Source organism: Streptomyces sp. NPDC002935 (assembly GCF_040611295.1).
Classification (GTDB): domain Bacteria; phylum Actinomycetota; class Actinomycetes; order Streptomycetales; family Streptomycetaceae; genus Streptomyces.
In genome coordinates, this window is record NZ_JBEXNW010000012.1 from 200,241 (window position 1) to 225,578 (window position 25,338).

General features: G+C 69.8%; 18 protein-coding genes. 11 read left to right on the forward strand and 7 right to left on the reverse strand.

From position 1 onward, the window contains the following. Window positions 1–249: 249 nt before the first annotated feature. Window positions 250–555, forward strand: a complete 306-nt coding sequence (locus tag ABZX90_RS18855) for a ferredoxin (RefSeq protein ID WP_351127337.1) — start codon at window positions 250–252, stop codon at window positions 553–555. 97 nt (window positions 556–652) lie between these two features. On the opposite strand, the gene ABZX90_RS18860 is transcribed toward ABZX90_RS18855, so the two are convergent. The 3 genes from ABZX90_RS18860 to ABZX90_RS18870 all read right to left on the reverse strand — a co-directional run bounded on the left by ABZX90_RS18860 (window position 653) and on the right by ABZX90_RS18870 (window position 4,514). Beyond that, window positions 653–1,231 (reverse strand): hypothetical protein, encoded by a 579-nt coding sequence (locus ABZX90_RS18860; RefSeq protein ID WP_355206159.1) that lies wholly within the window; start codon window positions 1,229–1,231, stop codon window positions 653–655. Window positions 1,232–1,854: 623 nt separating this feature from the next. Further along, on the reverse strand, window positions 1,855–2,757 hold the full coding sequence (locus ABZX90_RS18865; protein ID WP_355206162.1) for a tRNA (adenine-N1)-methyltransferase: 903 nt from the start codon (window positions 2,755–2,757) through the stop codon (window positions 1,855–1,857). 41 nt (window positions 2,758–2,798) lie between these two features. Then, a complete protein-coding gene (locus ABZX90_RS18870) occupies window positions 2,799–4,514 on the reverse strand; it encodes a site-2 protease family protein (protein ID WP_355206165.1) in 1,716 nt (571 codons plus the stop codon). Between the two features lie 175 nt (window positions 4,515–4,689). Here ABZX90_RS18870 and ABZX90_RS18875 point away from each other — a divergent pair, with 175 nt between their 5' ends. Both ABZX90_RS18875 and ABZX90_RS18880 read left to right on the forward strand, forming a co-directional pair. Next, window positions 4,690–5,634: a RecB family exonuclease gene (locus ABZX90_RS18875; RefSeq protein WP_355206168.1), complete on the forward strand. Its 945-nt coding sequence runs from the start codon at window positions 4,690–4,692 to the stop codon at window positions 5,632–5,634. Window positions 5,635–5,648: 14 nt separating this feature from the next. Then, entirely contained in the window at window positions 5,649–6,320 is a 672-nt protein-coding gene (locus tag ABZX90_RS18880) for a response regulator transcription factor (RefSeq protein WP_351127346.1), read from the forward strand. 108 nt (window positions 6,321–6,428) lie between these two features. Here the strand turns inward: ABZX90_RS18880 and ABZX90_RS18885 are convergent, their stop codons facing one another. The 4 genes from ABZX90_RS18885 to metH form a co-directional block, all read right to left on the reverse strand. Further along, window positions 6,429–8,012, reverse strand: coding sequence for an ABC transporter substrate-binding protein (locus ABZX90_RS18885; RefSeq protein WP_355206171.1), 1,584 nt, complete (start codon window positions 8,010–8,012; stop codon window positions 6,429–6,431). 88 nt (window positions 8,013–8,100) lie between these two features. After that, window positions 8,101–9,705, reverse strand: coding sequence for an ABC transporter substrate-binding protein (locus ABZX90_RS18890; protein ID WP_355206174.1), 1,605 nt, complete (start codon window positions 9,703–9,705; stop codon window positions 8,101–8,103). A 465-nt stretch (window positions 9,706–10,170) separates the two neighbouring features. Next, complete coding sequence (locus ABZX90_RS18895; protein WP_351127352.1) at window positions 10,171–10,872, reverse strand: HAD family phosphatase; 702 nt, start codon at window positions 10,870–10,872, stop codon at window positions 10,171–10,173. Window positions 10,873–11,011: 139 nt separating this feature from the next. Beyond that, window positions 11,012–14,539 (reverse strand): methionine synthase, encoded by a 3,528-nt coding sequence (gene metH / locus ABZX90_RS18900; protein ID WP_355206177.1) that lies wholly within the window; start codon window positions 14,537–14,539, stop codon window positions 11,012–11,014. A gap of 268 nt (window positions 14,540–14,807) precedes the next feature. On the opposite strand from metH, the gene ABZX90_RS18905 reads away from it, so the two are divergent. The 8 genes from ABZX90_RS18905 (at window position 14,808) to ABZX90_RS18940 (ending at window position 25,331) form a co-directional block, all read left to right on the forward strand. Continuing rightward, window positions 14,808–15,572, forward strand: a complete 765-nt coding sequence (locus ABZX90_RS18905) for an IclR family transcriptional regulator (RefSeq protein ID WP_351127356.1) — start codon at window positions 14,808–14,810, stop codon at window positions 15,570–15,572. Window positions 15,573–15,897: 325 nt separating this feature from the next. Continuing rightward, window positions 15,898–16,692, forward strand: coding sequence for an MIP/aquaporin family protein (locus ABZX90_RS18910; protein ID WP_351127358.1), 795 nt, complete (start codon window positions 15,898–15,900; stop codon window positions 16,690–16,692). 117 nt (window positions 16,693–16,809) lie between these two features. Further along, entirely contained in the window at window positions 16,810–18,348 is a 1,539-nt protein-coding gene (glpK, locus tag ABZX90_RS18915) for a glycerol kinase GlpK (RefSeq protein ID WP_351127360.1), read from the forward strand. A 19-nt stretch (window positions 18,349–18,367) separates the two neighbouring features. Then, entirely contained in the window at window positions 18,368–19,984 is a 1,617-nt protein-coding gene (locus tag ABZX90_RS18920) for a glycerol-3-phosphate dehydrogenase/oxidase (RefSeq protein WP_351127362.1), read from the forward strand. A 246-nt stretch (window positions 19,985–20,230) separates the two neighbouring features. Beyond that, window positions 20,231–20,902, forward strand: coding sequence for a FadR/GntR family transcriptional regulator (locus tag ABZX90_RS18925; protein ID WP_355206182.1), 672 nt, complete (start codon window positions 20,231–20,233; stop codon window positions 20,900–20,902). Window positions 20,903–21,157: 255 nt separating this feature from the next. Further along, a complete protein-coding gene (locus ABZX90_RS18930; RefSeq protein WP_355206185.1) occupies window positions 21,158–22,423 on the forward strand; it encodes a PAC2 family protein in 1,266 nt (421 codons plus the stop codon). Between the two features lie 512 nt (window positions 22,424–22,935). Next, on the forward strand, window positions 22,936–24,684 hold the full coding sequence (locus ABZX90_RS18935; protein WP_355206187.1) for a S8 family peptidase: 1,749 nt from the start codon (window positions 22,936–22,938) through the stop codon (window positions 24,682–24,684). A 92-nt stretch (window positions 24,685–24,776) separates the two neighbouring features. Next, window positions 24,777–25,331, forward strand: coding sequence for a hypothetical protein (locus tag ABZX90_RS18940; RefSeq protein WP_355206190.1), 555 nt, complete (start codon window positions 24,777–24,779; stop codon window positions 25,329–25,331). Window positions 25,332–25,338 lie beyond the last annotated feature (7 nt).

Here is a 25,338-nt window from a genome sequence, read left to right on the forward strand (position 1 = left end):
CTCACCTCCTCCAAGGGGAGCTGGACGCTTCCAGACCCTACCTGGGTGGGTGTCGATTGAAACCCCTAGATCACAAAGACTCTAGGGGTGTGTCCGATCTTCACCCTTGCGCTCTCCCTCACGCCAGGGGAATACCCACCGAACATGATTGGGAAGCGGGCGGAGGTAGGGTCGAAGTGTTCAACACCCGTCAGAGCTGGCCCGATTCCCCAGTCTCAGGTTCGCTCGACGCAGAAAACGGCAGGAGAAATGACCGTGCAGCAGGAGGCCGCAGTCGACGGCGAGGCGCTCGAGGTCTGGATCGACCAGGATCTCTGTACCGGCGACGGGATCTGCGTCCAGTACGCGCCCGAGGTCTTTGAGCTGGACATCGACGGTCTGGCCTACGTGAAGAGCCCCGACGACGAGCTGCTGCAGGCCGTGGGCGCCACAACGCCCGTACCGCTGCCGCTTCTGCGTGATGTGACCGACTCGGCCAAGGAGTGCCCGGGCGACTGCATCCACGTGCGTCGGGTTTCGGACAAGGTCGAGGTCTTCGGTCCCGACGCGGAGTGACCGTTGGGCCACTCCGTGTCACCTGGTGTCTCGTTTCTCACACCCTCCGCCGGGCGGAGGGTGTTCTGTTTTGTTCGGTCTTCGCCCGAGGGGGCGCTCACTGACTCCGTGCTTCGGGCGGCGTCGAGCGGAGGAACGCGCCGTTCTTCCACTGCCACTTGGCGCTGTCCTTGATGTCCGGGCAGCAACTCGGCACGTCGGGCGAGGAGTAGCCGAGGAGCGTGGCTGTGACGGCTCCGTCGCGCACGGCGAAGTCCATGACGCTCAGACGGTCCTTGGGGTCGACCAGGGTCGCGACGACCCGGGGCTTCTTCGTTCCCTCGGCCTGGGTGAGGACGTAGACGCCGCTGGGCGGGGTGCCCGAGCCGGCGTCGCAGCGGACGACGGCCACGGTCTCCGGGCGGCCGTCGCCGTCCAGGTCTCCGGATGCCTTCTTCGCGACGAGTACGGCGGCGGGCCCGCAGGTGATCGGGAAGTCCACGCCGGTCGGGTCCGGGGCGGCCGCCGGGGCTGCTGCCGCCGGTTTGGTACCGGCGCCTGGCTGGGCCGCCGTCGCCGGGTCGGGCTGGAGGACGGACGACAGTGCCACGACTCCGGCGATGGCGGTGGCCGTGGCGACCCACTGGATGGGGCTGGCCTGTGTGTGTGCCAGTTCCGGGACAACGGATTGCTGCACTAGGGGTGTCTCCCGCGAGGGCTGTGCCGGTGGGGGTGGGGGTGTCCCGCATGGTGCCACACGTCACAGCCTGGCGGAACGGCGGGGTCCGGACTTCTGAAGAGTTCCGGCGGAGTTTCCGGCACGGTTCCGGCGAAGCCCGGGCGCAGCGCCGGCGGGCGCGGGGAGGGAGTCCTGAGGGAGGTGCGGCCCGGCTCCTCGGTCGTCGAGCGGGCCGTCTTCCGTGCGGTCTGCGGGTGGGCTCGGCGGTGCGTTCTGCCGGGCTTCGGGCGGCCCCGTCGGCCGGCCGCTCGGGTCACCTGCCGACGCGCGCCGCGGGCCCGTGGGTCCGGCTCTCGCTGGGCCCGTCGGCGGCCTTCCGCGCCGTCTGCTCGGACGGGTGGAAGGCTCGTGCCTGCCTTGCGGACGGCCTGTCGGGCACGGGGCCGAGCCGTTCGCCAGGGTTCTGGCGTTCCGTCAGCAGCCTTGTGTGCGGCGGCTCGTCGGCGGGCTCGGGGGCCTGTCGCGGGGTTCCCACTGATTCCGTGGACCGGTTTTCTGATGGTTCGTCAACGGTAAAGCGCTGTGGCCGAGTTCCCGGAAACCTCCGGTAACTCGGCCACAGTCGTGGTGCGTTGGGTACGTCAGCGGGCGGCTCCGCCGTCGGCGTTCGGACCGGTGTAGTCGTCGCCGTACGCGCCCTTGGCGGGGCGGCGGCGGCGCATGGGCGGCTCGACGCCGTCCGCGAGGCGGCGGGCGGTGAGCAGGAAGCCGGTGTGGCCGATCATCCGGTGGTCCGGGCGGACGGCCAGGCCCTCGACGTGCCAGTTGCGGATCATCGACTCCCACGCGGTCGGCTCGTTGAAGGAACCGATCTCGCGGATGGACTCGACGGTCCGCGCGAGCTGGGTGGTGGTCGCCACGTAGCAGCAGAGGATGCCGCCGGGGACGAGCGCCTTGGAGACGGCTTCCAGGCACTCCCAGGGGGCGAGCATGTCGAGGATGACGCGGTCGACGTCGGTGTCGCTCAGGTTGTCCTGGAGGTCGCCGACGGTGAGCTGCCAGGCGGGGTGCGGGCCGCCGAAGTAGCGCTCCACGTTCTGCTGGGCGATCTCGGCGAAGTCCTCGCGGCGCTCGTAGGAGTGCAGCATGCCCTGGTCGCCGATGGCGCGGAGCAGGAAGCTGCTGAGCGAGCCGGAGCCGACCCCCGCTTCCACGACGCGGGCGCCGGGGAAGATGTCGGCGAAGGCCAGGATCTGCCCCGCGTCCTTGGGGTAGACCACGGCGGCGCCGCGGGGCATGGACAGGACGTAGTCGGGGAGCAGGGGGCGCAGCGCGAGATAGGCGACGTTCCCCGTGGTGCGGACAACGCTGCCCTCGGGAGCGCCGATCAGCTCGTCGTGGGGGAAGGAACCCTTGTGGGTGTGGAAATTCTTCCCGGCCTCGAGCGTGAACGTGTAGTGGCGGCCCTTGGGGTCGGTCAGCTGAACCTGGTCCCCGACCTTGAAGGGCCCGCGCCTGCGGGCGGCACCGGTCGGTTCGGACATGTGAACAGCCTACCGGTCCCGGACGGGGCCGCCGACCATCGTCAGGAGGGCCTGGCCATGGCCTTGACGAAGGCGCGCTCGACGTCCGCGGCGGACAGGACGCCGTAGATCTCGCCGGAGTCCTCCACGACCAGGTACTCGGTGGCGGGGCTGGCGCGCAGGGCGTCGAGGAGGTCCTCGCCGGCGAGCTCGGCGGAGACCCGCATGCCGTCGGTGAGGTCCTGGGCGAGGCCGCTGACCGCGACCCAGGGGCGACGGTGCTCGGGTACGCCGACGATGGCGGCCTCGCGGACCAGGGAGAGTGGTTCGCCGTCGGCGTCGACGACGACCAGGGCGCGGGCGCCGACGTCGTTGGCGCGGCGCAGTGCCTCGGAGAGCGGGGTGCCGGTCTCGACGGGGACCGCGCGCCGGGTGAGTGAGCGGGCGCGCAGTTCCGGCAGGTGTTCGCGCAGCCGGGCCATGCGGAGGCTGTTGCCCGCGCCGGTCCAGATGATCGCCGCGAGGATGGCGGCGAGCAGGGCGTCGGTGACGGTGTCCATGCCGCCGAGGTCCTCGGGGGCGGCGCCGAGTGCCTCGGACTGGGTGAGCAGGGGCAGTCCGATCAGTACGGAGACGGCGAGGGCGCGGCCGACCCAGGCGGCGGCGACGGTGCCGCTCATGGGCCTGCCGGTGATCTTCCAGACGACGGCCCTGAGCATGCGGCCGCCGTCGAGGGGCAGGCCGGGCAGCAGGTTGAAGGCGGCCACGATGAGGTTGGAGATCATCAGGCCGCCCAGCAGGACGCCGGGGACCGTGCCGGGCTCGACGGGCAGCATGGCCAGGTAGAAGACGCCGGACAGGACGAGGGAGAGCAGCGGGCCGACGAAGGCCAGCACGAACTCGCGGCCCGGGGTCTCGGCCTCTTTCTCGATCTCCGAGACGCCGCCGAAGAACTGGAGCTGGATCCGGCGCACCGGCAGTTTGAAGCGCAGGGCGGCGATGGTGTGGGCGAGTTCGTGGACGAGTACGGAGGCGTAGAAGGCGACCGCGAAGAAGAGGGACACGAGGTAGCGGGCGGCGCCGAGTTCGGGCAGGACGCGGTCGAGTTGGCCGCCGAACACCCAGGTGATCAGGGCGGCGACGAGGAACCAGCTGGGTGCTACGTACACGGGCACGCCGAACGGCCGGCCCATCAGCAGCCCGCCGCCGGGTTCCTTTCCGCGGCGCGGTGCGCGCCCTTTGCCGTTGCCCGAGCGGGCGAGGGTCCGGTGGGCGTCGGCGAGCTCGTCGCGGGCCGGGACGGGCACTGGCTCGCTCTGGGGCTCGGCGCGGTCGTCGGACGGCCGGTGGGGGGCGCCGTGCGCTCCGGTCTCCTCGGTGTGCTCCGTGGAGGCGGGGACCTTCACCAGGGGTTCGCGGGGCGGTCCGGTGGGGGACTCGGGCTCCGGAACGGGCGCGGGGTGCGGCTCGGAGTCGGTCCGGGCCGGGGCGGGGGTGGCGTCGTCGGTCCCGGCGTCGGCGTCGGGGTGCGGATCGGTCTCGGCCAGGGCGGGGGTGTGGGTCTCGGCCGGGGCGGTCGGTTCCCCGTCGGTGTCCGCCTCGGTCCGGGAGTCGTGATCGGAGGCCGTTGGCGCCGGCCCGGTGGGGGTCTCGGGCCTGGCCGGTCCGGGGCGTGCGGCGTCGGCGGCCGGACCGGCGGAGGCCCGGGGCCTCTCGTGGTGCTCGGTCGCCTCGCCGGTACCGGACCGCGGCTGCCCGCTCCCGCCGCTCTCGTCCACGATGTCCCCTCGTTCGAAGCGTCTCCCGCCCCCGGTCGTGCGGAGCAGGAGGGTCTGTGGTCGATGGTATGCGGCCGTCGCGGCGCGTTCCGCCCCGGCACCCCCTCTGTTTTCCGCGTCGTCGACCCTGCCGGGGGTGGGTCACTGTCAGTGGTGGGCCGTAAGGTCTGTCGTCATGGAAACCAGCACCGAGGGCGCCGTCCCCGAAGACGCGGCAACGGCCACCGACGCCGGCGCGCCCGCTGTCGACGGACCGGCCCCGGCGGTCGCGCGCGCGCCCGCCTCGCTGTCGCCCTCGCGTGCCAGTGACTTCATGCAGTGTCCGCTGCTCTACCGCTTCCGGGTGATCGACAAGCTGCCCGAGAAGCCGAGCGAGGCGGCGACCCGGGGGACCCTGGTGCACGCGGTCCTGGAGCGGCTCTTCGATTCCCCGGCCGCGGACCGGACCGCGCCGCGCGCCAAGTCGCTGATCCCGGGCCAGTGGGACCGGCTGCGGGAGTCCCGGCCGGAGGTCGTGGAGCTGTTCGCGGACGACCCGGAGGGCGAGCGGCTCGCGCGCTGGCTCACCGAGGCCGAGCAGTTGGTGGAGCGCTGGTTCACGCTGGAGGATCCGACGCGGCTGGAACCGGCCGAGCGGGAGCTGTTCGTCGAGGCGCGGCTCGATTCGGGGCTCACGCTGCGCGGCATCATCGACCGGGTCGATGTGGCCCCGTCGGGCGAGGTCCGGATCGTCGACTACAAGACGGGGAAGGCGCCGCGGCCCGAGTACGCCGAGGGTGCCCTGTTCCAGATGAAGTTCTACGCGCTGGTGGTGTGGCGGCTGAAGCAGGTGGTGCCGCGGCGGCTTCAGCTCGTGTATCTGGGCAGCGGTGACGTGCTGACGTACGACCCGGTGATCGCGGACCTGGAGCGTGTCGAGCGCAAGCTGCTGGCTCTGTGGGACGCGATCCGGCTGGCGACGGAGACGGGTGAGTGGCGGCCGCGTCCCACCAAGCTCTGCGGCTGGTGCGATCACCAGGCGGTATGCCCGGAATTCGGTGGTACTCCCCCGGCGTATCCGCTCCCGGTCAGGGCGCCCGAGTCGGGGACCTTGGAGCAGGGCAGAATGGGGCCGGACTAGCGAAGGAGACTTACGTGGCCATCCGCGTCCTACTGGTCGACGACCAGCCGCTGCTGCGCACCGGCTTCCGGATGATTCTGGAAGCGGAGCAGGACCTTGCGGTCGTCGGCGAGGCCGGCGACGGTCTCCAGGCGCTCGATCAGGTTCGTGCGCTGCAACCCGATGTGGTTCTGATGGACATCCGTATGCCGCGGATGGACGGTGTCGAGGCGACCCGGCAGATCACCGGTCCCGGCCGGGACGGTCCGGCGAAGGTGCTCGTCCTCACGACGTTCGACCTCGACGAGTACGTGGTGGAGGCGCTGCGCGCGGGCGCCAGCGGCTTCCTCCTCAAGGACGCGCCCGCCAATGAGCTGGTGCAGGCGATCCGGGTGGTCGCGGCGGGCGAGGCGATGCTCGCACCGAGCATCACGCGTCGGCTGCTCGACAAGTACGCGAGCCATCTGCCCTCGGGCGACGAGCCGGTTCCGGACACGTTGCACACGCTGACCGACCGCGAGGTCGAGGTGTTGAAGCTGGTGGCTCGCGGGCTGTCGAACGCGGAGATCGCGGCCGACCTGTTCGTCAGCGAGACCACGGTCAAGACGCATGTGGGGCACGTCCTGACGAAGCTGGGCCTGCGTGACCGGGTGCAGGCCGCGGTGTACGCGTACGAGAGCGGGCTGGTGCGTCCCGGGGCGCAGTAGAGCCGGTTCGCCGGGCCGGTTCCGGTCCGCCGGAGGCAGCGCGTAGGGCGCCCGTTCCAGTCCGGAACGGGCGCCCTTCGCGTACGTCGGCCGGGGCGCGGCTCGGGATCAGTCCTTGTTGATCTCCCAGAAACGGAACACGGTCGAGGCGTCGAGGCAGTTCTCGACGCCGTAGACGTTGTCGCGCACGACGGCGTACTGCTTGGCCTGCCAGATCGGGATGACCGGTACGTCCTCGGCGACCAGGGTCTGGAGCTTGCCGTATTCGGCCTCGGTCGAGGCGCGGTCGCTCTCGGCGGCCGTCTTCGGGATGAGGCTGCCGGTGATCGTGTTGTTGGTGTAGTTGTTGTTCAGCACGTTGCCCTTGCCGAAGAACGGGGCCGTGAAGTTGTCCGGGTCCGGGTAGTCGGGCACCCAGCCCTTCACGTACACGCCGTATTTGCCGGCGGCGACGTCCTTCTCGTACTGGCTGTAGGCGACGGACTTCACGGTCGCGTCGAACAGTCCGCTGGCGTTGAGCTGCTTGGCGATCGCCTTGAACTCCTGGTCCGTGGAGGGACCGTAGCGCGAGGGGGTCGACCAGAGGGTGAGCTTCACCTTGCCGGTGACGCCCTCGGTGCGCAGCGCGGCCTCGGCCTTGGAGCGCGAGGGGTGGGCGCCGTAGGTGTCGAAGAAGGACGTGCTGTGGCCGTTGATGCCGGCCGGGACGATCGAGTACAGCGGCGTCGCCGTGTTCTGGTAGACGTCGTCGACGAGGGCGTCGCGGTCCAGGAGGTAGGCGATGGCCTTGCGGACGCCGGGCTTGCCCGCGACCGGGTCGGCCATGTTGAAGACCAGGTGCTGGACTTCGGCGCTGGTTCCCTCGACGACGTTGATACCGCTGCTGGTCGCGGTCTGGTTCTCGATCTCCGCGATGTCGTCGGCGGCGAGGCCTCGGTAGGCGACGTCGACCTGGTTGTCCAGGAGGGCCTTCTTCAGGCCGGTCTGGTCGCCGTGGAAGAACTTCAGCGTGACGCCCTTGTTCTTGACCTCGGCGGTGCCCTTGTAGTTCGGGTTGACCGAGAAGACGGCGTGGTCGTCGCTGAGGGAGTCGAGCTTGTACGGGCCCGAGCCGACGGCCTCGTTGTCCTTGCGGAGCGCGTTGGTGGCGTACTCCTGGTGGTCCACGATCGAGCCGGCGCCGGAGGCGATCTTGCTCGGGAAGGTGGCGTCGGCGTACTTGAGGTGGAAGACGACGGTCTTGGCGTCCGGCGTCGTGACCTTGTCGAGCATGGGGAACATGATCGCCGGACCGGAACCGTCGTTGATCTTCAGCATGCGGTCGAAGGAGTACTTCACGTCCGCCGAGGTGAGCGCGTCACCGTTGCTGAACTTCAGCCCGTCCTGCAGCGTGCACGTGTACACCTTGGTGCCCGTGTCCGTGAACGCGCACTCCTTGGCCGCTTCCGGCTCGGGCTCGGTTCCGCCCTTGGGGAAGCTCAACAGCGACTGGAAGACGTTGTTGAACAGAAGCCACGATCCTGGGTCGTAGCCGGAGGCGGGGTCGGTGGCGAGGACGTCGTCGGACATCCCCATCACCACGGAGGAGCCACTGCTCCCGGTGTCGCCCGTCTCCGAGCCGCAACCGGTCAACAGGCCGGAGGCCAGCCCCGCCACGATCGGCAGGACTGGCCACTGGTTACGCATATTCACTTGCACGTGCCTTGTCGTTGGATCTACTGAACCCGGGGCCGATCGGGCCCCGGGTCGGACCCGGGGCCGTGGGGCCCCGGGTCAGAGGTCACTCACTCACACCGCGGCCGAGCTCCCACAGCTGGAGCGTGGAGGAGGAGTTGAGCGCCCACTCCGAGCCGGTGATGTCGTCGCGCGCCGCGATGTACTGCTTGCCCTGCCACAGCGGGATCAGCGGGACCTCGTTCGCGACGATGTCCTGGATCTGCGTGAGGCTCTTGGACGCGGTGAGGCGGTCCGCCTCGCGCCGCGACTCGGGGATCAGGTTGTTGATGATGGTGCCGTTCGCGTACGGCGACTTGAGGAAGTTGTTCTTGTCGAGGAACGGCGCCAGGAAGTTGTCGGCGTCCGGGAAGTCGGGGAACCAGCCCATGCCCCAGACGTCGTACTTGCCGGCCCGCTCGGCCGGGACGAACTTGTCCCAGCTCGTGCCCTGGACGGTGACGTCGAAGAGGCCGCTCTTGTTGAGCTGCTTCTTCAGGATCTCGAACTCCTGCGCGGTGGCCGTGCCGTAGTGGTCGGTCGTGTAGTGCAGGGTCATCTTGACCGGGGTGGTGATGGCGGCCTTGGTCAGCAGGGACCGGGCCTTGCTGACGCTCGGGTCCCCGTATTCGTTGAAGAACGCGTTGGAGTGACCCGTGATGGTCGCCGGGACCAGCGAGTAGAGCGGCTGGGCCTGCGTTCCGTACACCTTGGCGATGAGCTCACCGCGGTCGATGACCTGCGCCATGGCCTGGCGGACGGCCTGCGTCTTCACCGACGGGGAGTTGGTGTTGAAGGCCAGGTAGCGGATTTCCAGGCCGGGCATCTCGTTCAGGTCGACGTTGCCGCCCGAAGCGTTGTCCAGCTTGGTGATCTGCGCCGGCGTCATCGAGCGGGTCATCAGGTCGATGTCGCCCTTTTCGAGGGCCGAGCCCATGGCCGCGGCGTCCTCGAAGGAGCGCATCTCGACCTTGGAGTTGTTCACCTTCAACTGGCCCTTGTAATGGGAGTTCTTGGTGAACACGGCCTTGACGACGGCGTCGTCCTTGACCTCGGTCTCCAGGGTGTACGGGCCGGAGCCGTCGACGGAGAAGCCGTCGCGCAGCTTGCCCTTCTCGTAGTCCTTCGGGTTCACGATGCCGGCGACCGGGGTCGACAGCTTGTACGGGAAGGTCGCGTCGGCGCTGTTGAGGTGGAAGATCACCTCGCGGTCGCCCTGCGTCTCGACGGTGTCGATGGTGGACAGCAGGGCGTACACCTCACTGTCCGCCTTGATGCCCCGCGCGCGGTCGATCGAGAACTTGACGTCCTCCGCGGTGATCGCGTCACCGTTGGAGAACTCCAGGCCCTTGCGCAGCGTGCACGAGTAGCGCTCGTTGCCGCTGTCGCTGAACCCGCACTTCTCGGCGGCGTCGGGCTGCGGGTCACCGTCACCGCGCGGCTGCACCATCAGCGTCTGCACGGTCTGGCGAAGGACGTTCCAGGTGCCGACGTCGTACGCGTACGCCGGGTCGAGCGGAGCCGGGGCTTCCTTCGACGCGGTGAACCGGTCCGTGGTGCCGACAACGATGGCATCGCCGCTGTTGCTCCCGCTGTCGGACCCACCACACGCGGCGAGCACCGGGGCGAGCAGGCCAACCACGGCCGACAGCACCAAAGTCTTGCGGTTCATGCTCGAGTTTCTCCAGAGCTGTAGTTTCCGCGAACCGGCATGCAGGGGTGGCGCGGCGGGTCACGGGGTCACGGCGATGTTCTGGCGCTGACATTAGTCCGCACCAGGGCGAAGGCTCACAGGTACCGGAACCGTCCCCCGCTCACGCTGCGATACCGGGCGTGGACGCACCGATAACCCGACACGGGAAGGAATGAGTGCAGCCTTCCATCAATCGGGACACAAGGGCGCGTCAGGCCTTCACGAATGGGGGGTGGGGGCACAAGTCGGTCCCACTGTCGACCCCCCTTCAAGTGGCGAACATCACACCTTCAACTCGATTGGCGAGTACCGGAATTCAGCCATCCGCCCCGATATCAATTCCCACGGAGCCTCGCCCGCGGTTACCACAAGGAAGTGGCCGGACCTTTCCCCGTATTCAGCACCGCACGCTGAGTGATTCGGCGGCGCACACTCGGTGAACTACTAGCGCAATTCCGTCATCAGACGGTGCAGAAAGGGCAGGTCGACCTCTTCCAGGGAGGTCACCACGGTGCGGCGGGCGGCGGGGGCGATGGGCGCGACCGAGGGGACGACGACGACCTGGCAGCCGGCGGCCTCGGCGGCGGCGACACCGGTCGTGGTGTCCTCGATGACGGCGCATCTCGCCGGTTCGGCACCGAGCCCCGAGGCCGCGAGCAGATACGGGTCGGGGAACGGCTTGGTCCGCTCCACCTCGTCGCCTGCGACGGTCAGCGCGAAGAAGTGGGAGCCGATCGTGCCGAGGACACGGTCGATGATCCGGCGGTGCGAGGCGGAGACCAGCGCGGTGGGGATCTCGTGCGCCGCGAGTTCGGCGAGGAGCCTGGCCGCGCCCGGCATCAGCGGCAGGGAGTGGCCGATTCGCTCCTCGAACCCGTCGTTGAGCAGCACGGCCAGCTCGGGGAGGGTGATGTCGGCCCCGGTGGCCTCGATGAGGAAGCCGGCGCTGCGGGTCATCGGACCGCCGACGACCACATGGCGCCAGGAGTCGTCCAGCGTGTGCCCGAGGGCGCTGAAGACCTCGACCTCCACGTCCCACCAGAACCCCTCGGTGTCCACCAGGGTTCCGTCCATGTCGAGGAGCACGGCCTGCAGGGCTGAGCCTTCGGCCGTACGAGTTCCGAGCGCGGGGACCGTACTGGTCATCCTGGCGCACCTCCTTGAGGGACGATCAGGCCGGTTGCCCCTTTTTCGCCAAGGGGCAACCGGCCTGCGGTGGACCGACCAGTGTACGACTTATCCGATCAATGTGCGCGGTCGTACGCGCCCCAGCGCGTCGGGGCACTCACCGGGCGTTGAAGTACGTCGCCTCCGGGTGGTGGATCACGATCGCGTCGGTCGACTGCTCCGGGTGGAGCTGGAACTCCTCGGAGAGGTGGACGCCGATGCGCTCGGGCTCGAGGAGCCGCGCGATCTTGGCGCGGTCCTCCAGGTTGGGGCAGGCGCCGTAGCCGAGCGAGAAGCGGGCGCCGCGGTACTTCAGGGCGAACATGTCCTCGATCTGGGACGGGTCCTCCCCCGCGAATCCCAGCTCCGAGCGCACTCGGGCGTGCCAGTACTCGGCGAGTGCCTCGGCCAGCTGCACGGACAGGCCGTGCAGTTCGAGGTAGTCGCGGTAGGCGTTGGACTCGAAGAGCTTGGCGGTCTCCTCGCCGATCCGGGAGCCGACGGTGACGACCTGGAGGCCGACGACGTCGGTCTCCCCCGACTCCTCCGGGCGGAAGAAGTCGGCCAGACACAGCCGGCGGCCCCGGCGCTGGCGGGGGAACGTGAAGCGGGTCCGCTCGTTGCCCTGCTCGTCCAGGATGATCAGGTCGTCGTCCTTGGAGACGCACGGGAAGTAGCCGTAGACCACGGCCGCTTCCAGCAGGTTGTCGGTCTGGACCTTGTCCAGGAGCCCGCGCAGCCGGGGCCGGCCCTCGGTCTCGACCAGTTCCTCGTACGTCGGACCGTCGCCGGCGCGGGCCTGCTTGAGACCCCACTGGCCCTTGAACAGGGCGCCTTCGTCCAGCCAGGAGGCGTACTCCTTGAGCTGGATGCCCTTGATCACGCGGGTGCCCGAGAAGGGCGGCTTCGGAACGGGGTTGTCGACGGAGACGTCGGAGCGGACATGGCCCTCTTCCGGGCGGTCCTCGACGACCGTGTCCGCGGCGGCCCGCACCCGGCGCTGCTTGAGTTCGGGCAGCACCGCGCCCGGCACTCCGCGCTTGACGCCGATCAGCGCGTCCATCAGGCGCAGGCCCTCGAAGGCGTCGCGGGCGTAGCGGACCTCGCCCTGGTAGATCTCGTACAGGTCCTGTTCGACATAGGCCCGGGTCAGGGCCGCGCCGCCGAGGATGACGGGGTAGTCGGCCGACAGCCCGCGCTGGTTCAGCTCCTCCAGGTTCTCCTTCATGATCACCGTGGACTTGACCAGGAGCCCGGACATGCCGATGACGTCGGCCCGGTGCTCCGCGGCGGCGTCCAGGATCGCGGAGACCGGCTGCTTGATGCCGAGGTTGACGACGTTGTAGCCGTTGTTGGACAGGATGATGTCGACGAGGTTCTTGCCGATGTCGTGGACGTCGCCGCGCACGGTGGCCAGCACGATGGTGCCCTTGCCCTCCGCGTCCGACTTCTCCATGTGCGGTTCGAGGTAGGCGACGGCCTTCTTCATGACCTCGGCGGACTGGAGCACGAACGGCAGCTGCATCTGGCCGGAACCGAACAGTTCGCCGACCACCTTCATGCCGTCCAGGAGCGTCTCGTTGACGATGTCGAGGGCGGGGCGGTCCTGGAGGGCCTCGGCGAGGTCGGTCTCCAGGCCGTTCTTCTCGCCGTCGATGATCCGCCGCTTGAGGCGCTCGTCCAGCGGCAGCGCGGCCAGTTCCTCGGCCTTGCCCGCCTTCAGCGACTTGGTGGTGGCGCCCTCGAACAGCGCCATCAGCTTCTGCAGCGGGTCGTAGCCCTCGGCGCGGCGGTCGTGGATGAGGTCGAGGGCGGTGGTGACCTCCTCCTCGCTGAACCGGGCGATCGGAAGGATCTTGGACGCGTGCACGATCGCCGAGTCCAGACCCGCCTTGACGCACTCGTCGAGGAAGACCGAGTTGAGCAGGATGCGGGCGGCCGGGTTGAGGCCGAAGGAGATGTTGGACAGGCCGAGCGTGGTCTGGACGTCCGGACGGCGGCGCTTGAGCTCGCGGATCGCCTCGATCGTCGCGATGCCGTCCTTGCGGGACTCCTCCTGACCGGTGCAGATCGTGAAGGTCAGGGTGTCGATGAGGATGTCGGACTCGTGGATGCCCCAGTTGCCCGTCAGGTCCTCGATGAGCCGTTCGGCAATGGCGACCTTGGTCTCGACGGTTCGGGCCTGGCCCTCCTCGTCGATGGTCAGCGCGATCAGCGCGGCACCGTGCTCCTGCGCCAGCCGGGTGACCTTCGCGAACCGGGACTCGGGCCCGTCGCCGTCCTCGTAGTTGACGGAGTTGATGACCGCGCGGCCGCCGAGGCGCTCCAGGCCCGCGCGGATCACCGGGACCTCGGTGGAGTCCAGCACGATCGGCAGGGTGGAGGCGGTGGCGAAGCGGCCGGCCAGCTCGTCCATGTCGGCGACCCCGTCCCGGCCGACATAGTCGACGCACAGGTCGAGCATGTGCGCGCCCTCGCGGATCTGGTCGCGGGCCATCTCCACGCAGTCGTCCCAGCGGGCCTCCAGCATGGCCTCGCGGAACTTCTTCGAGCCGTTGGCGTTCGTGCGCTCGCCGATCGCCATGTACGCGGTGTCCTGGCGGAACGAGACGGTCTGGTAGAGGGAGGCGGCACCGGGCTCGGGCCGCGGGCTGCGCTCGGTGGGCTCGACCCCGCGCACCCGTTCCACCAACTGGCGCAGGTGCTCCGGCGTTGTACCGCAGCAGCCCCCGACCAGGGAGAGGCCGTAGTCCCGTACGAAGTTCTCCTGGGCGTCGGCCAGTCCCTCGGCGTCGAGCGGGAAGTGGGCGCCGTCCTTGGTCAGGACCGGCAGGCCGGCGTTCGGCATGCACAGCAGGGGGATGCGGGAGTGCCGGGTGAGATAGCGCAGGTGCTCGCTCATCTCGGCGGGGCCGGTCGAGCAGTTCAGACCGATCATGTCGATGCCGAGCGGCTCCAGCGCGGTCAGCGCGGCGCCGATCTCGGAGCCCAGCAGCATGGTGCCGGTCGTCTCGAAGGCCATCGAGACCAGCAGGGGCACCCGGACGCCGGTCGCCTCCATCGCGCGGTGCGCGCCGAGCACGGAGGACTTCGTCTGCAGCAGGTCCTGGGTGGTCTCGACGATCAGGGCGTCGGCGCCGCCGGCGAGCAGGCCCTCGGCGTTGGCCTGGAAGCCGTCACGCAGTGTGCCGTACGTGACGTGGCCGAGGGTCGGCAGCTTCGTGCCGGGGCCGATGGAGCCGAGAACCCAGCGCTGACGGCCGTCGCGGGCACCGAACCCGTCGGCGACCTCGCGGGCGAGCCGGGCGCCGGCCTCGGAGAGCTCATGGACGCGGTCCGCGATGTCGTACTCGGCCATCGCCGAGTGGTTCGCCCCGAAGGTGTTCGTCTCGACGCAGTCGACTCCGACCTCGAAGTACGCCTCGTGGACTGCGCGGACGATGTCGGGGCGGGTGATGTTCAGGATCTCGTTGCAGCCTTCGAGGTTCTCGAAGTCCTCCAGCGTGGGGTCCTGCGCCTGAAGCATCGTGCCCATCGCGCCGTCGGCCACCACGACACGGGTGGCGAGTGCTTCTCGGAGTGCGTCGATTCGTTTCCGGCCCTCGGAGAGACCGGACGAAAGGGACGGGTTCGGCAACGAGGCCATGAAGGTGCTCCCTGGAGTGCGACGGCTGTCGGCTTTGCGCTTCCCATGGAAGGCGCACGCCGTCAGGGTAGCCCGGAGCACCGCCGATCAGTCGTGGGCGTCCACGAACCGGACGGGCGTGGCGCGGGTGACGGCGTTGCGGAGAGAGACGAAACGTGGGGCGACCACCCATTGGCGGGAGCTCGGCAACCAACGGTAGTGTTCGACATTGCCGAACGGCAGCGGGAAGCCGCGCGCCGGCGGTCGAGGGGACGGAGGCAGCACGGCGATGGCACGGAACATCCAGTCGCTCGAACGGGCGGCGGCGATGCTGCGGCTGCTCGCGGGCGGCGAGCGGCAGCTCGGCCTGTCGGACATCGCCTCCTCGCTGGGCCTGGCCAAGGGTACGGCCCATGGCATCCTGCGCACCCTCCAGCACGAGGGGTTCGTCGAGCAGGACACGGCTTCCGGGCGCTATCAGCTGGGCGCCGAGCTGCTGCGCCTGGGCACCACCTATCTCGACGTGCACGAACTACGGGCGCGCGCGCTGGTGTGGACCGACGACCTGGCCCGCTCCAGCGGCGAGAGCGTCTATCTGGGTGTGCTGCACCAGCAGGGTGTCCTGATCGTGCACCACGTGTTCCGGCCCGACGACAGCCGCCAGGTCCTGGAGGTCGGGGCGATGCAGCCCCTGCACTCCACGGCGCTGGGCAAGGTGCTGTCGGCGTACGACCCGGTGGCGCACAGCGAGGTCCTGGAGGTCGACCGCAAGGTGTTCACCCCGCGGACCGTCAGCGAACTGGACCAGTTCGAGGGCGTCCTCGACGTGACCCGCGCGCGCGGGTACGCGGAAGACGTCGAGGAGACCTGGACGGGTGTCGCCTCGGTCGCCGCTCCGATCTACAACCGGCGGCGGATGCCGGTGGGCGCGGTGGGCATCACCGGAGCCGTGGAGCGGGTCTGCAAGGACGGGGAGCTGCGCCCGGACCTGATCGCGGCCGTACGGGACTGCGCCCGAGCCGTGTCGCGGGATCTGGGCGCGGGGCGCTTCTGACGCGCGCGCCTCCGCGAGGTCCGCACCGAACCAGGCCGGGAAGCCGTTGCTTCCCGGCCTTCGTCATGCCCTCTGACGAGCGACGACGCATCGATAGCACATAGCGATCAATAACGATCGTGCTTTCGATAACAGAGCTCTTGACGAGCTGGTAACGCGGGAGCAAGACTCCCGTCCATCGGTCGACATTGTCGAACACCTACCGGCAATACGCGTTAGAGTGTGGCAATGCCAGGGCCGAGATCGCTCTCACTCCCCGAGAGCACGAACCACCGGTGGGACCCGGGGTTCGGCTTCCCCTGGACGAAGGACAAAGGAGTCGCGGGTGTCCAGCTCCGACATCTTCATCGGCGAGACCATCGGTACCGCCGTACTCATCCTGCTGGGCGGTGGCGTGTGCGCCGCCGTCACGCTGAAGGCCTCCAAGGCGCGCGGCGCCGGCTGGCTCGCCATCGCCTTCGGGTGGGGCTTCGCGGTCATGACCGCGGTCTACATCTCGGCGCCGCTCTCCGGCGCTCACCTCAACCCGGCCGTGACGCTCGCTCTCGCGATCAAGGACGACGACTACAGCAACCTCGCCACCTACTGGGGCGGGCAGATGCTCGGCGCCATGATCGGTGCGGCGCTGGTCTGGGTCGCCTACTACGGCCAGTTCCTCGCCCACCTCACCGACCGCGAGATCGTCGGCGGTCCGGGTGCGCAGGCCACCAAGACCAAGGCCGTCGAGGCCCAGGAGACCGGCGCTGGCCCTGTGCTCGGCGTCTTCTCCACCGGCCCCGAGATCCGGAACGTCGTACAGAACCTCGCCACCGAGATCATCGGCACCGTCGTCCTGATCCTCGCGATCCTCACGCAGGGCCTGAACGACAACGGCAACGGCCTGGGCACCCTGGGCGCCCTGATCACCTCCTTCGTGGTGGTGAGCATCGGCCTCTCCCTCGGCGGCCCCACCGGCTACGCGATCAACCCGGCCCGTGACCTCGGTCCGCGCATCGTGCACGCCCTGCTCCCCCTGCCCAACAAGGGTGGTTCCGACTGGAGCTACGCCTGGATACCGGTCGTCGGTCCGCTCATCGGCGGCGCGATCGCAGCAGGCATATACAACGTCGCCTTCGCTTAGGAGCCCCCGCTCCAGCACGCTTGGAAGCCGCGCCCCACTGAGCCGCGAGCCGCACAGCACCGCTTTGAAGCACCGCGCCGTATACAGCCCCTTTCCCACGGATCCCAGGAGCACACCGTGACCGACGCACACACCGCCGGCCCCTTCATCGCCGCGATCGACCAGGGCACCACCTCGTCCCGCTGCATCGTCTTCGACCGCGACGGACGCATCGTCTCCGTCGACCAGAAGGAGCACGAGCAGATCTTCCCGAAGCCGGGCTGGGTCGAGCACGACGCCACCGAGATCTGGACCAACGTCCAGGAGGTCGTCGCCGGAGCCATCTCGAAGGCCGGCATCACCCGCGACGACATCAAGGCCATCGGCATCACCAACCAGCGTGAGACCACGCTGCTGTGGGACAAGAACACCGGCGAGCCCGTCCACAACGCCCTCGTCTGGCAGGACACCCGCACCGACGCCCTCTGCCGGGAACTCGGCCGCAACGTCGGCCAGGACCGCTTCCGCCGCGAGACCGGCCTGCCGCTCGCGTCGTACTTCGCCGGCCCCAAGGCCCGCTGGCTGCTCGACAACGTCGAGGGTCTGCGCGAGCGCGCCGAGGCGGGCGACATCCTCTTCGGCACCATGGACACCTGGGTCATCTGGAACCTGACCGGCGGTGTCGACGGCGGCAAGCACGTCACCGACGTCACCAACGCCTCCCGCACCATGCTGATGAACCTGCACACCCTGGCGTGGGACGACAAGATCGCCGAGTCCATCGGCGTCCCGCTGGCGATGCTGCCCGAGATCCGCTCCTCCGCCGAGGTCTACGGCGAGGTCACCGGCGGCCCGCTCGGCGACCTGCTCGGCGGCATCCCTGTCGCCTCCGCGCTCGGCGACCAGCAGGCGGCCCTGTTCGGCCAGACCTGTTTCTCCGAGGGCGAGGCCAAGTCCACGTACGGCACCGGCACGTTCATGCTGATGAACACCGGTGACAAGATCATCAACTCGTACTCGGGCCTGCTGACCACGGTCGGCTACCGGATCGGCGACCAGGAGCCGGTCTACGCCCTGGAAGGCTCCATCGCCGTCACCGGCTCGCTGGTGCAGTGGATGCGCGACCAGATGGGCCTGATCAAGTCCGCCGCCGAGATCGAGACCCTCGCGTCCTCGGTCGAGGACAACGGCGGCGCCTACTTCGTGCCGGCCTTCTCCGGTCTGTTCGCCCCGTACTGGCGTCCCGACGCCCGCGGTGTGATCGCCGGCCTGACCCGGTACGTCACCAAGGCGCACATCGCGCGCGCCGTCCTGGAGGCCACCGCCTGGCAGACCCGTGAGATCAGCGACGCCATGACCAAGGACTCCGGCGTCGAGCTCACGGCGCTCAAGGTCGACGGCGGCATGACCTCCAACAACCTGCTGATGCAGACCCTGGCCGACGTCCTGGACGCCCCCGTGGTGCGCCCGATGGTCGCCGAGACCACCTGCCTCGGCGCCGCCTACGCCGCCGGTCTCGCCGTCGGCTTCTGGACCAACACCGAGGACCTGCGCGCCAACTGGCGCCGGGCCGCGGAATGGACCCCCAACATGGACGCGGACGTCCGCGACCGTGAGTACAAGAGCTGGCTCAAGGCCGTCGAGCGGACCATGGGCTGGATCGAAGACGAGAACTGACGAGGAGTAAGAACCCGCAATGACCAGCCAGCCCACCCTGCAGTCCGTGCCTGCCCTCGGCACGCACCCGGCCTCCGGCTCCAACCCGAGCCGCGCCGAGGCCCGGGAGCAGCTTTCCAAGGCAACGTACGACCTCCTCGTCATCGGCGGCGGCATCCTGGGCATCTCCACCGCCTGGCACGCCGCGCAGTCCGGACTGCGGGTGGCGCTGGTCGACGCCGGCGACTTCGCCGGCGCCACCTCCTCCGCCTCCTCCAAGCTTCTCCACGGCGGTCTGCGCTACCTGCAGACCGGCGCGGTGAAGCTGGTGGCGGAGAACCACTTCGAGCGCCGTGCGGTCTCCCGCCAGGTGGCCCCCCATCTGGCGAACCCGCTCACGTTCTACCTCCCCGTCTACAAGGGCGGGCCGCACGGCGCGGCGAAGCTCGGAGCGGGCGTCTTCGCCTACTCCGCCCTGTCGGCCTTCGGTGACGGTGTCGGACACCTGCTGAGCCCTTCGAAGGCGGCGCAGGACGTGCCCGAGCTGCGCACCGACAACCTCAAGGCCGTGGCCGTGTACGGCGACGACCAGATGAACGACTCCCGCATGGCCCTCATGACGGTCCGCGCGGCCGTCGAGTCGGGCGCCGCGGTCCTGAACCACGCCGAGGTCACGGGCCTGCGCTTCACCCGGGGCCGGGTGACCGGCGCGGAGCTGCGGGACCGGCTGTCAGGCGACGAGTTCGGCGTGAACGCCCGTCTCGTGCTGAACGCGACCGGCCCGTGGGTCGACCACCTGCGCAAACTGGAGGACCCGAATGCAGCGCCGTCGATCCGTCTCTCGAAGGGCGCGCATCTGGTCCTGAAGCGGACCTCTCCGTGGAAGGCAGCGCTGGCCACCCCGATCGACAAGTACCGCATCACCTTCGCCCTCCCGTGGGAGGACATGCTCCTGCTCGGCACCACCGACGAGGAGTACGAGGGCGACCCGGCGGATGTCTCGGTCACCGAGAAGGACACGGCCCAGATCCTCGACGAGGCCGCGTTCTCCATCCGCGACCAGCAGCTCTCGCGTGACCTGATCACGTACTCCTTCGCCGGTCTGCGGGTGCTGCCGGGCGGCCCCGGCGACACGTCGAAGGCCAAGCGCGAGACGGTCGTCACGGAAGGCCGCGGCGGGATGCTGTCCGTCGCGGGCGGCAAGTGGACCACCTTCCGGCACATCGGCCGTACGGTCATGAAGAAGCTGGAGGCGCTGCCGGGCCGGCCGCTGGGCGAGGACTTCGAGCCGATCTCCGAGCTGCCGAAGAAGCTGCCGCTGCCCGGTGTCGCCAACCCGCGCGCGGTCGCGCACCGCCTCCTGGTGGACGGTCCGGCGCCCGGCCCGCGCATGGCCGCCGACACCGCCAGGCACCTGGCCACCCACTACGGCTCACTGGCCTTCGACATAGCCCGCCTGGCGAACGAGAACCCGGCGCTCGGCGAGCGCGTCCACCCGGACGCCCCGGAGATCTGGGCGCAGGTCGTCTACGCCCGGGACAACGAGTGGGCCGAGACGGCGGACGACGTGCTGCGCCGCCGTACGACGCTGACGATCCGCGGTCTCGCCACGGACGATGTCCGCGGCAAGGTGCAGGACCTGCTCGACGGCAAGTAGGCGTCCGCGGTCAGGTGAGGGGCGGCTCCCACGGGGGGTGCCGTCCCTCACGCATGGGTCGGCTCGGCTCACGCATGGGTCGGCTCGGCCCGGTCGGGCGCGCTCTCCGGGTTCGGGCACCTGTGCGGGGGCCCGATGGGGCCGCGGCCCCCTGGACGCTCACCGTTCAGCCCACTGAAGCTCCATACTGTCCCGTGAGAGATCGGATGTCTGAGGGGGCATCCCGAGTGACAGGGAGGCCCCGCCATGGCAGTCACCGACGAGGCGATCGAGAAGATCAAGGCGATGATCGTCTCCGGCGCGCTGCGTCCCGGCGACCGGCTCCCCAAGGAAAGCGAACTGGCGGCCGAACTCGGGCTGTCCCGCAACTCCCTGCGGGAGGCCGTTCGCGCCCTGTCCCTCATCCGCATCCTGGACGTGCGCCAGGGCGACGGCACCTACGTCACGAGCCTCGACCCGCAACTCCTCCTGGAGGCCTTGAGCTTCGTCGTCGACTTCCACCGCGACGACGCGGTCCTGGAGTTCCTCGCGGTGCGGCGCATCCTGGAACCCGCGGCCACGGCGATGGCGGCCACCCGCATCAGCGAGCAGCAACTGGATGCGCTCTCCTCCCAGTTGGACAAGCTGGGTCCCGATCCGTCCGTGGAGGAACTCGTCGCCCGCGACCTGGACTTCCACCGGGGCATCGCTTCGGCCTCGGGCAACTCGGTGCTGTGCTCCCTGCTGGAGAGCCTGTCCGGACCCACCACCCGGGCCCGCGTCCGGCGGGGCCTGACCCAGGAGGACGCGGTCGCCCGCACCCTGCGCGAGCATCGCGCGATCCTGTCCGCCCTGCGCGACCGGGACGCGGAGGCGGCCCGGTCCTGGGCGACGGTGCACATCGCGAGTGTGGAGCAGTGGCTCAGATCCACGCTCTAGCACCCGGGACATCGGATCTCTTCCGGTCGTCCGACCTGTGGTGCGGGCCCACGGCAACGTCCCCGGTCCCCGGGCAGGTTGGCCAGGGACAGCTCGGACGACCGCGCGGCGGCCCGGGGTGGTGGTCCCGCGTGTTTCCCGGCCCGCGACGGGGCAGTGATCCGTTCACTCCCCCGTGCAAGGGGGCTGCGGAGGCCCCCTCGGCACGCCGTAAGGTTGAGGCGTACGCGAGGGCACATCGGAAGGAGGCGCTGGGTGATCGAGCTGGAGGGGGTTCCCGAGCTGATCGACCCAGTCATGGTGGCCGCGTTCGAAGGCTGGAACGACGCCGGCGACGCCGCCTCCGCCGCGGTCACGCATCTGGACAGGGAATGGAAGGGCGAGGTGTTCGCGGCGCTGGACGCCGAGGACTACTACGACTTCCAGGTGAACCGCCCCACCGTGTGGCTGGACGGGGGCGTGCGCAAGATCACCTGGCCGACCACACGGCTGTCGGTGGTCCGGGTCGGCGGCGAGAAGCCGCGCGATCTCGTGCTGGTCCGGGGCATCGAGCCGTCGATGCGCTGGCGCTCGTTCTGCAACGAGCTGCTCGGCTTCGCGCACGAACTGGGCGTGGAGCTGGTGGTGATCCTGGGCGCCCTGCTCGGCGACACCCCGCACACCCGTCCGGTGCCGGTCAGCGGCGTCACCTCCGACTCCGACCTGGCCCGCACGATGGACCTGGAGGAGACCAAGTACGAAGGCCCCACGGGCATCGTCGGCGTTCTCCAGGAGGCGTGCACGCACGCGGGCGTACCGGCCGTGTCGCTGTGGGCCGCCGTACCGCACTACGTGTCGCAGCCACCCAATCCGAAGGCGAGCCTGGCTCTGCTCAACCGCCTGGAGGACCTCATCGACCTGCGCATTCCCCTGGGCGAGCTGCCCGAGGACGCGCGGGCCTGGCAGCTGGGTGTCGACCAGCTGGCCGCCGAGGACAGCGAAGTCGCCGAGTATGTGCAGACGCTCGAGGAGGCCCGGGACACCGCCGAACTGCCGGAGGCGTCCGGCGAGGCGATCGCCCGCGAGTTCGAGCGCTATCTGCGCCGCAGGGACGGCGGTGGTCCGACGGCGGGGGCCGGGAGCCACGCGACGGAGGGCGGCGAGCCTGCCTCGTACCTCCGTGACACTCCCGGAGGCCGCACCCGGCCGCCGATGGCGCAGCGCCCCGAGTCCGACACCGGGCAGGACACCGGTTCGGACGGGGAGTCACCGAAGGAACCGGAGCCGGGCGAGGCCGCCGACACCACCGAGACGGATGCCCAGGACCGCGAGTCCGGCCCCAAGGACTCCAAAAAGCCCAAGGGGTCCAAGGGGCCGAGGGGGTCGAAGGGGTCGAAGGGCTCCTCAGGTTCTTCGAAGACGCCGGGCGCTTCAGGTTCGCCGGACTCCACGGATACATCGGACGGCTCGGGTCCGTCGAACCCCTCGGACGCGGCGGATTCCTCCGGTCCCTCCGACACGTCGGGCTCCTCCGAGGACTGAGTTCCCGAGGATCGAGTTCCCGAGGTCTGGGCTGGTGAGGTCTGGGCTCGTGAGGTCTGGGCTCCGAGGGCCGAACGCCCCGTACGGAACCGAAAGGGGCGGCACGCGCGACGCGTGCCGCCCCTTTCGGCTGTCCGGGGCCGACGCGGGACCCCATCCGTCACGCCCGCGGCGGCGCCACCCGGCCGTGCCGTCCAGCGGTCAACAGCCGCTGGCGCCCCACCACATGACATCCACCTCGATGGCCTTTGGCCTGATTCCGGCGTGACATCTGTTTCAGGGCGGATTGCACAGGTTTCCCTTTTCAACTTGTTTTCAAACCAAGTTGGCCAAGACGGGGTGGACGAGGCGCCGTGGGCGTGCCAGGTTGTGCCCCGAAGGCGCCGCCCGGCAACGGGACATGGCACTCGGAGCGACACCGGAGGACAGCGCGCGGCACGGCGGAACGACCCACGCATCGACCGGCACACGCAGGGACCGGCACCCGCAGGGATCGAAGGGAGCGGTACGCGATGACCGACCAGGTACAGCCGGCCCAGGGCCCGGGAACGTCCGGGCCGGGACCCGACGGAGCGGGATTCACCTACCGAGGAACCGAACAGGAGCTGATCGTCGTCGCCCGTCCGGAGGCCCGGCTGCGTGCCCGGGCCGAGGGCGTCCGCTCGGCGGCGGGAGCCGACGTCTCGGCCCTCAACATGTTCCTCAGCGACGAACAGCTCGCCCTGGAGCCGCTGTTCGGCAGCGAGGAACGGCTTCAGCAGTCAGCGGCGGTGGGCACCGACAGCGGGCCCGACCTCGCGCTCTTCTACCGGGTACGCGGCGTTGAGAGCCGTGCCCAGGAACTGCGCGCACGGATCGCCGCACTGCCGGAGATCGACACGGCGTATGTGAAACCAGGTGCCGTTCCCGCCTCGCCGGGTTCGGCCCCCTGGACCGGCCAGAGCGCCGACGACAGCCAGCGGCTGAAGGAAGGGGCGCCCGTCACCCCCGACTTCACCAGCCGTCAGGGCTACCTGCGTCCGGCGCCCGAGGGCATCGACGCGTACTGGGCCTGGCAGCGGCCGGGCGGTTCGGGCCAGAGCGTCACGGTGATCGACGTGGAGGGCGCCTGGCAGCTCGGGCACGAGGACCTGGCCTCGAAGCTCGCCGGCGTCGTCGTCGGCACCCCTCACACGGACCTCGCCTGGCGCAACCACGGCACCGCCGTCATCGGGGTGATCGGCGGCGACCGCAACGAGCACGGGATCACCGGAATCACACCGGACGCCGTGACCGCGGCCGCGTCCTTCCAGGGCATCGGAACAGCCGCCGCGATCCACGCCGCGGCGGAACGGCTGAGCCCAGGCGACATCATCCTGGTCGAACTGCACGCCCCGGGGCCCCGGTTCGACTTCGAGGAGCGCGACACCCAGGAGGGCTACATAGCGCTCGAATGGTGGCCCGACAACTTCGCGGCCGTCCAGTACGCGACCGCCCGGGGCGTCCTCGTGGTCGCGGCCGCCGGCAACGGTGCCGAGTCGCTCGACGACGCGGTGTACGAACGCCGCCCCGCGGAGTTCCCCGAGTGGTGGCGGAACCCGTTCAACCCCTCCAACCAGTCCTCCGGGGCGATCCTGGTCGGCGCGGGCGCACCGCCGCCCGGCACACACGGCCGCGATCACGGCCCGGACCGTTCACGGCTCGCGTTCTCCAACTACGGGGCACGCGTGGACGCGCAGGGCTGGGGACGCGAGGTCACGACCACCGGCGGCTCCTGGGACCGGCCCGGCGATCTGCAGGGCGGCGCCGAGGAAATCGCCTGGTACACGGACACGTTCTCCGGGACCTCTTCCGCCTCCCCGGTGGTGGTCGGTGCCCTGGCCGCGCTGCAGGGCATGCTCAAGGCGGCCGGCCAGGCACCGATGTCCTCGGAGCGTGCGCGCGAGGTGCTGCGGGCCACGGGTTCCGCGCAGCAGGACGCGCCGGGCCGGCCCGCCTCCCAGCGGATCGGCAACCGGCCGGACATCAAGGCGGCGGTCACCCGACTGCTGCCGGAGGCGGTCGGCTCGGGCCAGGCCGAGCGGTACTGGGACGAGCTGCTGCCGTATCCGCGCGAACTCCCGCCGAGGCTCCGGCTGTACGTGTCCGGTGCCTGGCGCAACCTCACCAATCCGTCCCCCGAGATCCGGCAGGCGGTGCACTCCGCCTTCGCCGGGGGACGGCCCGACGTACGGGTCTGGTTCTCCGACGACGAGATCGTCGGCCTGGTCGTCGCGGGTTGACGACCTGGCCCTCCCGGACGGCGGGGGACCGAATCGGAAGGCAACGGAACGCAACGGAACGCAACCAACCATTGATGGAAGGTGGCACCCGCATGAGCACGATCCCGCAGATGAGCCAGCAGGGGCAGCAGCAGTACCCGAGCACGTCGCCCTACCAGGCGCAGGGCATCGGCCAACAGCAGCCGTTCGGGCAGCAGATGCCCCTGGCGCAGCAGATGCCGATCGGGCAGCAGACGCAGCAGCCCTTCGGCCGGCACGAGATCGGCGGTCAGCAGGTTCCGCAGCACCTGCAGCAGCAGATCCAGCAGCTCGGCCAGCAGCAGCCGTTCCAGCAACTGCTCCAGCAGCTCGGCGGTCAGCAGCAGCACCAGCAGATCCAGCAGGGCGAGCCGCTGATCCTGCAGAGCGCCGTCGAGACCCGGGCCATGACCATCGGTGTGGCCCAGCACTTCCAGGACGTCGTCACACCGCTTCCCGGCCAGCCGCAGGCCCTCTATCTGTTCATCGACAACGGCTGGCGCCGGCTGGTCAACCCCAACCAGGTGACCCACGACCTGGTCCAGAAGGCCTTCGCCTACGGGCAGCAGGTCTACGCGATCTACGACACCGGCACCGGTGCCGTCCAGTCCGTCATCGTGACCAAGTAGCGGCGGG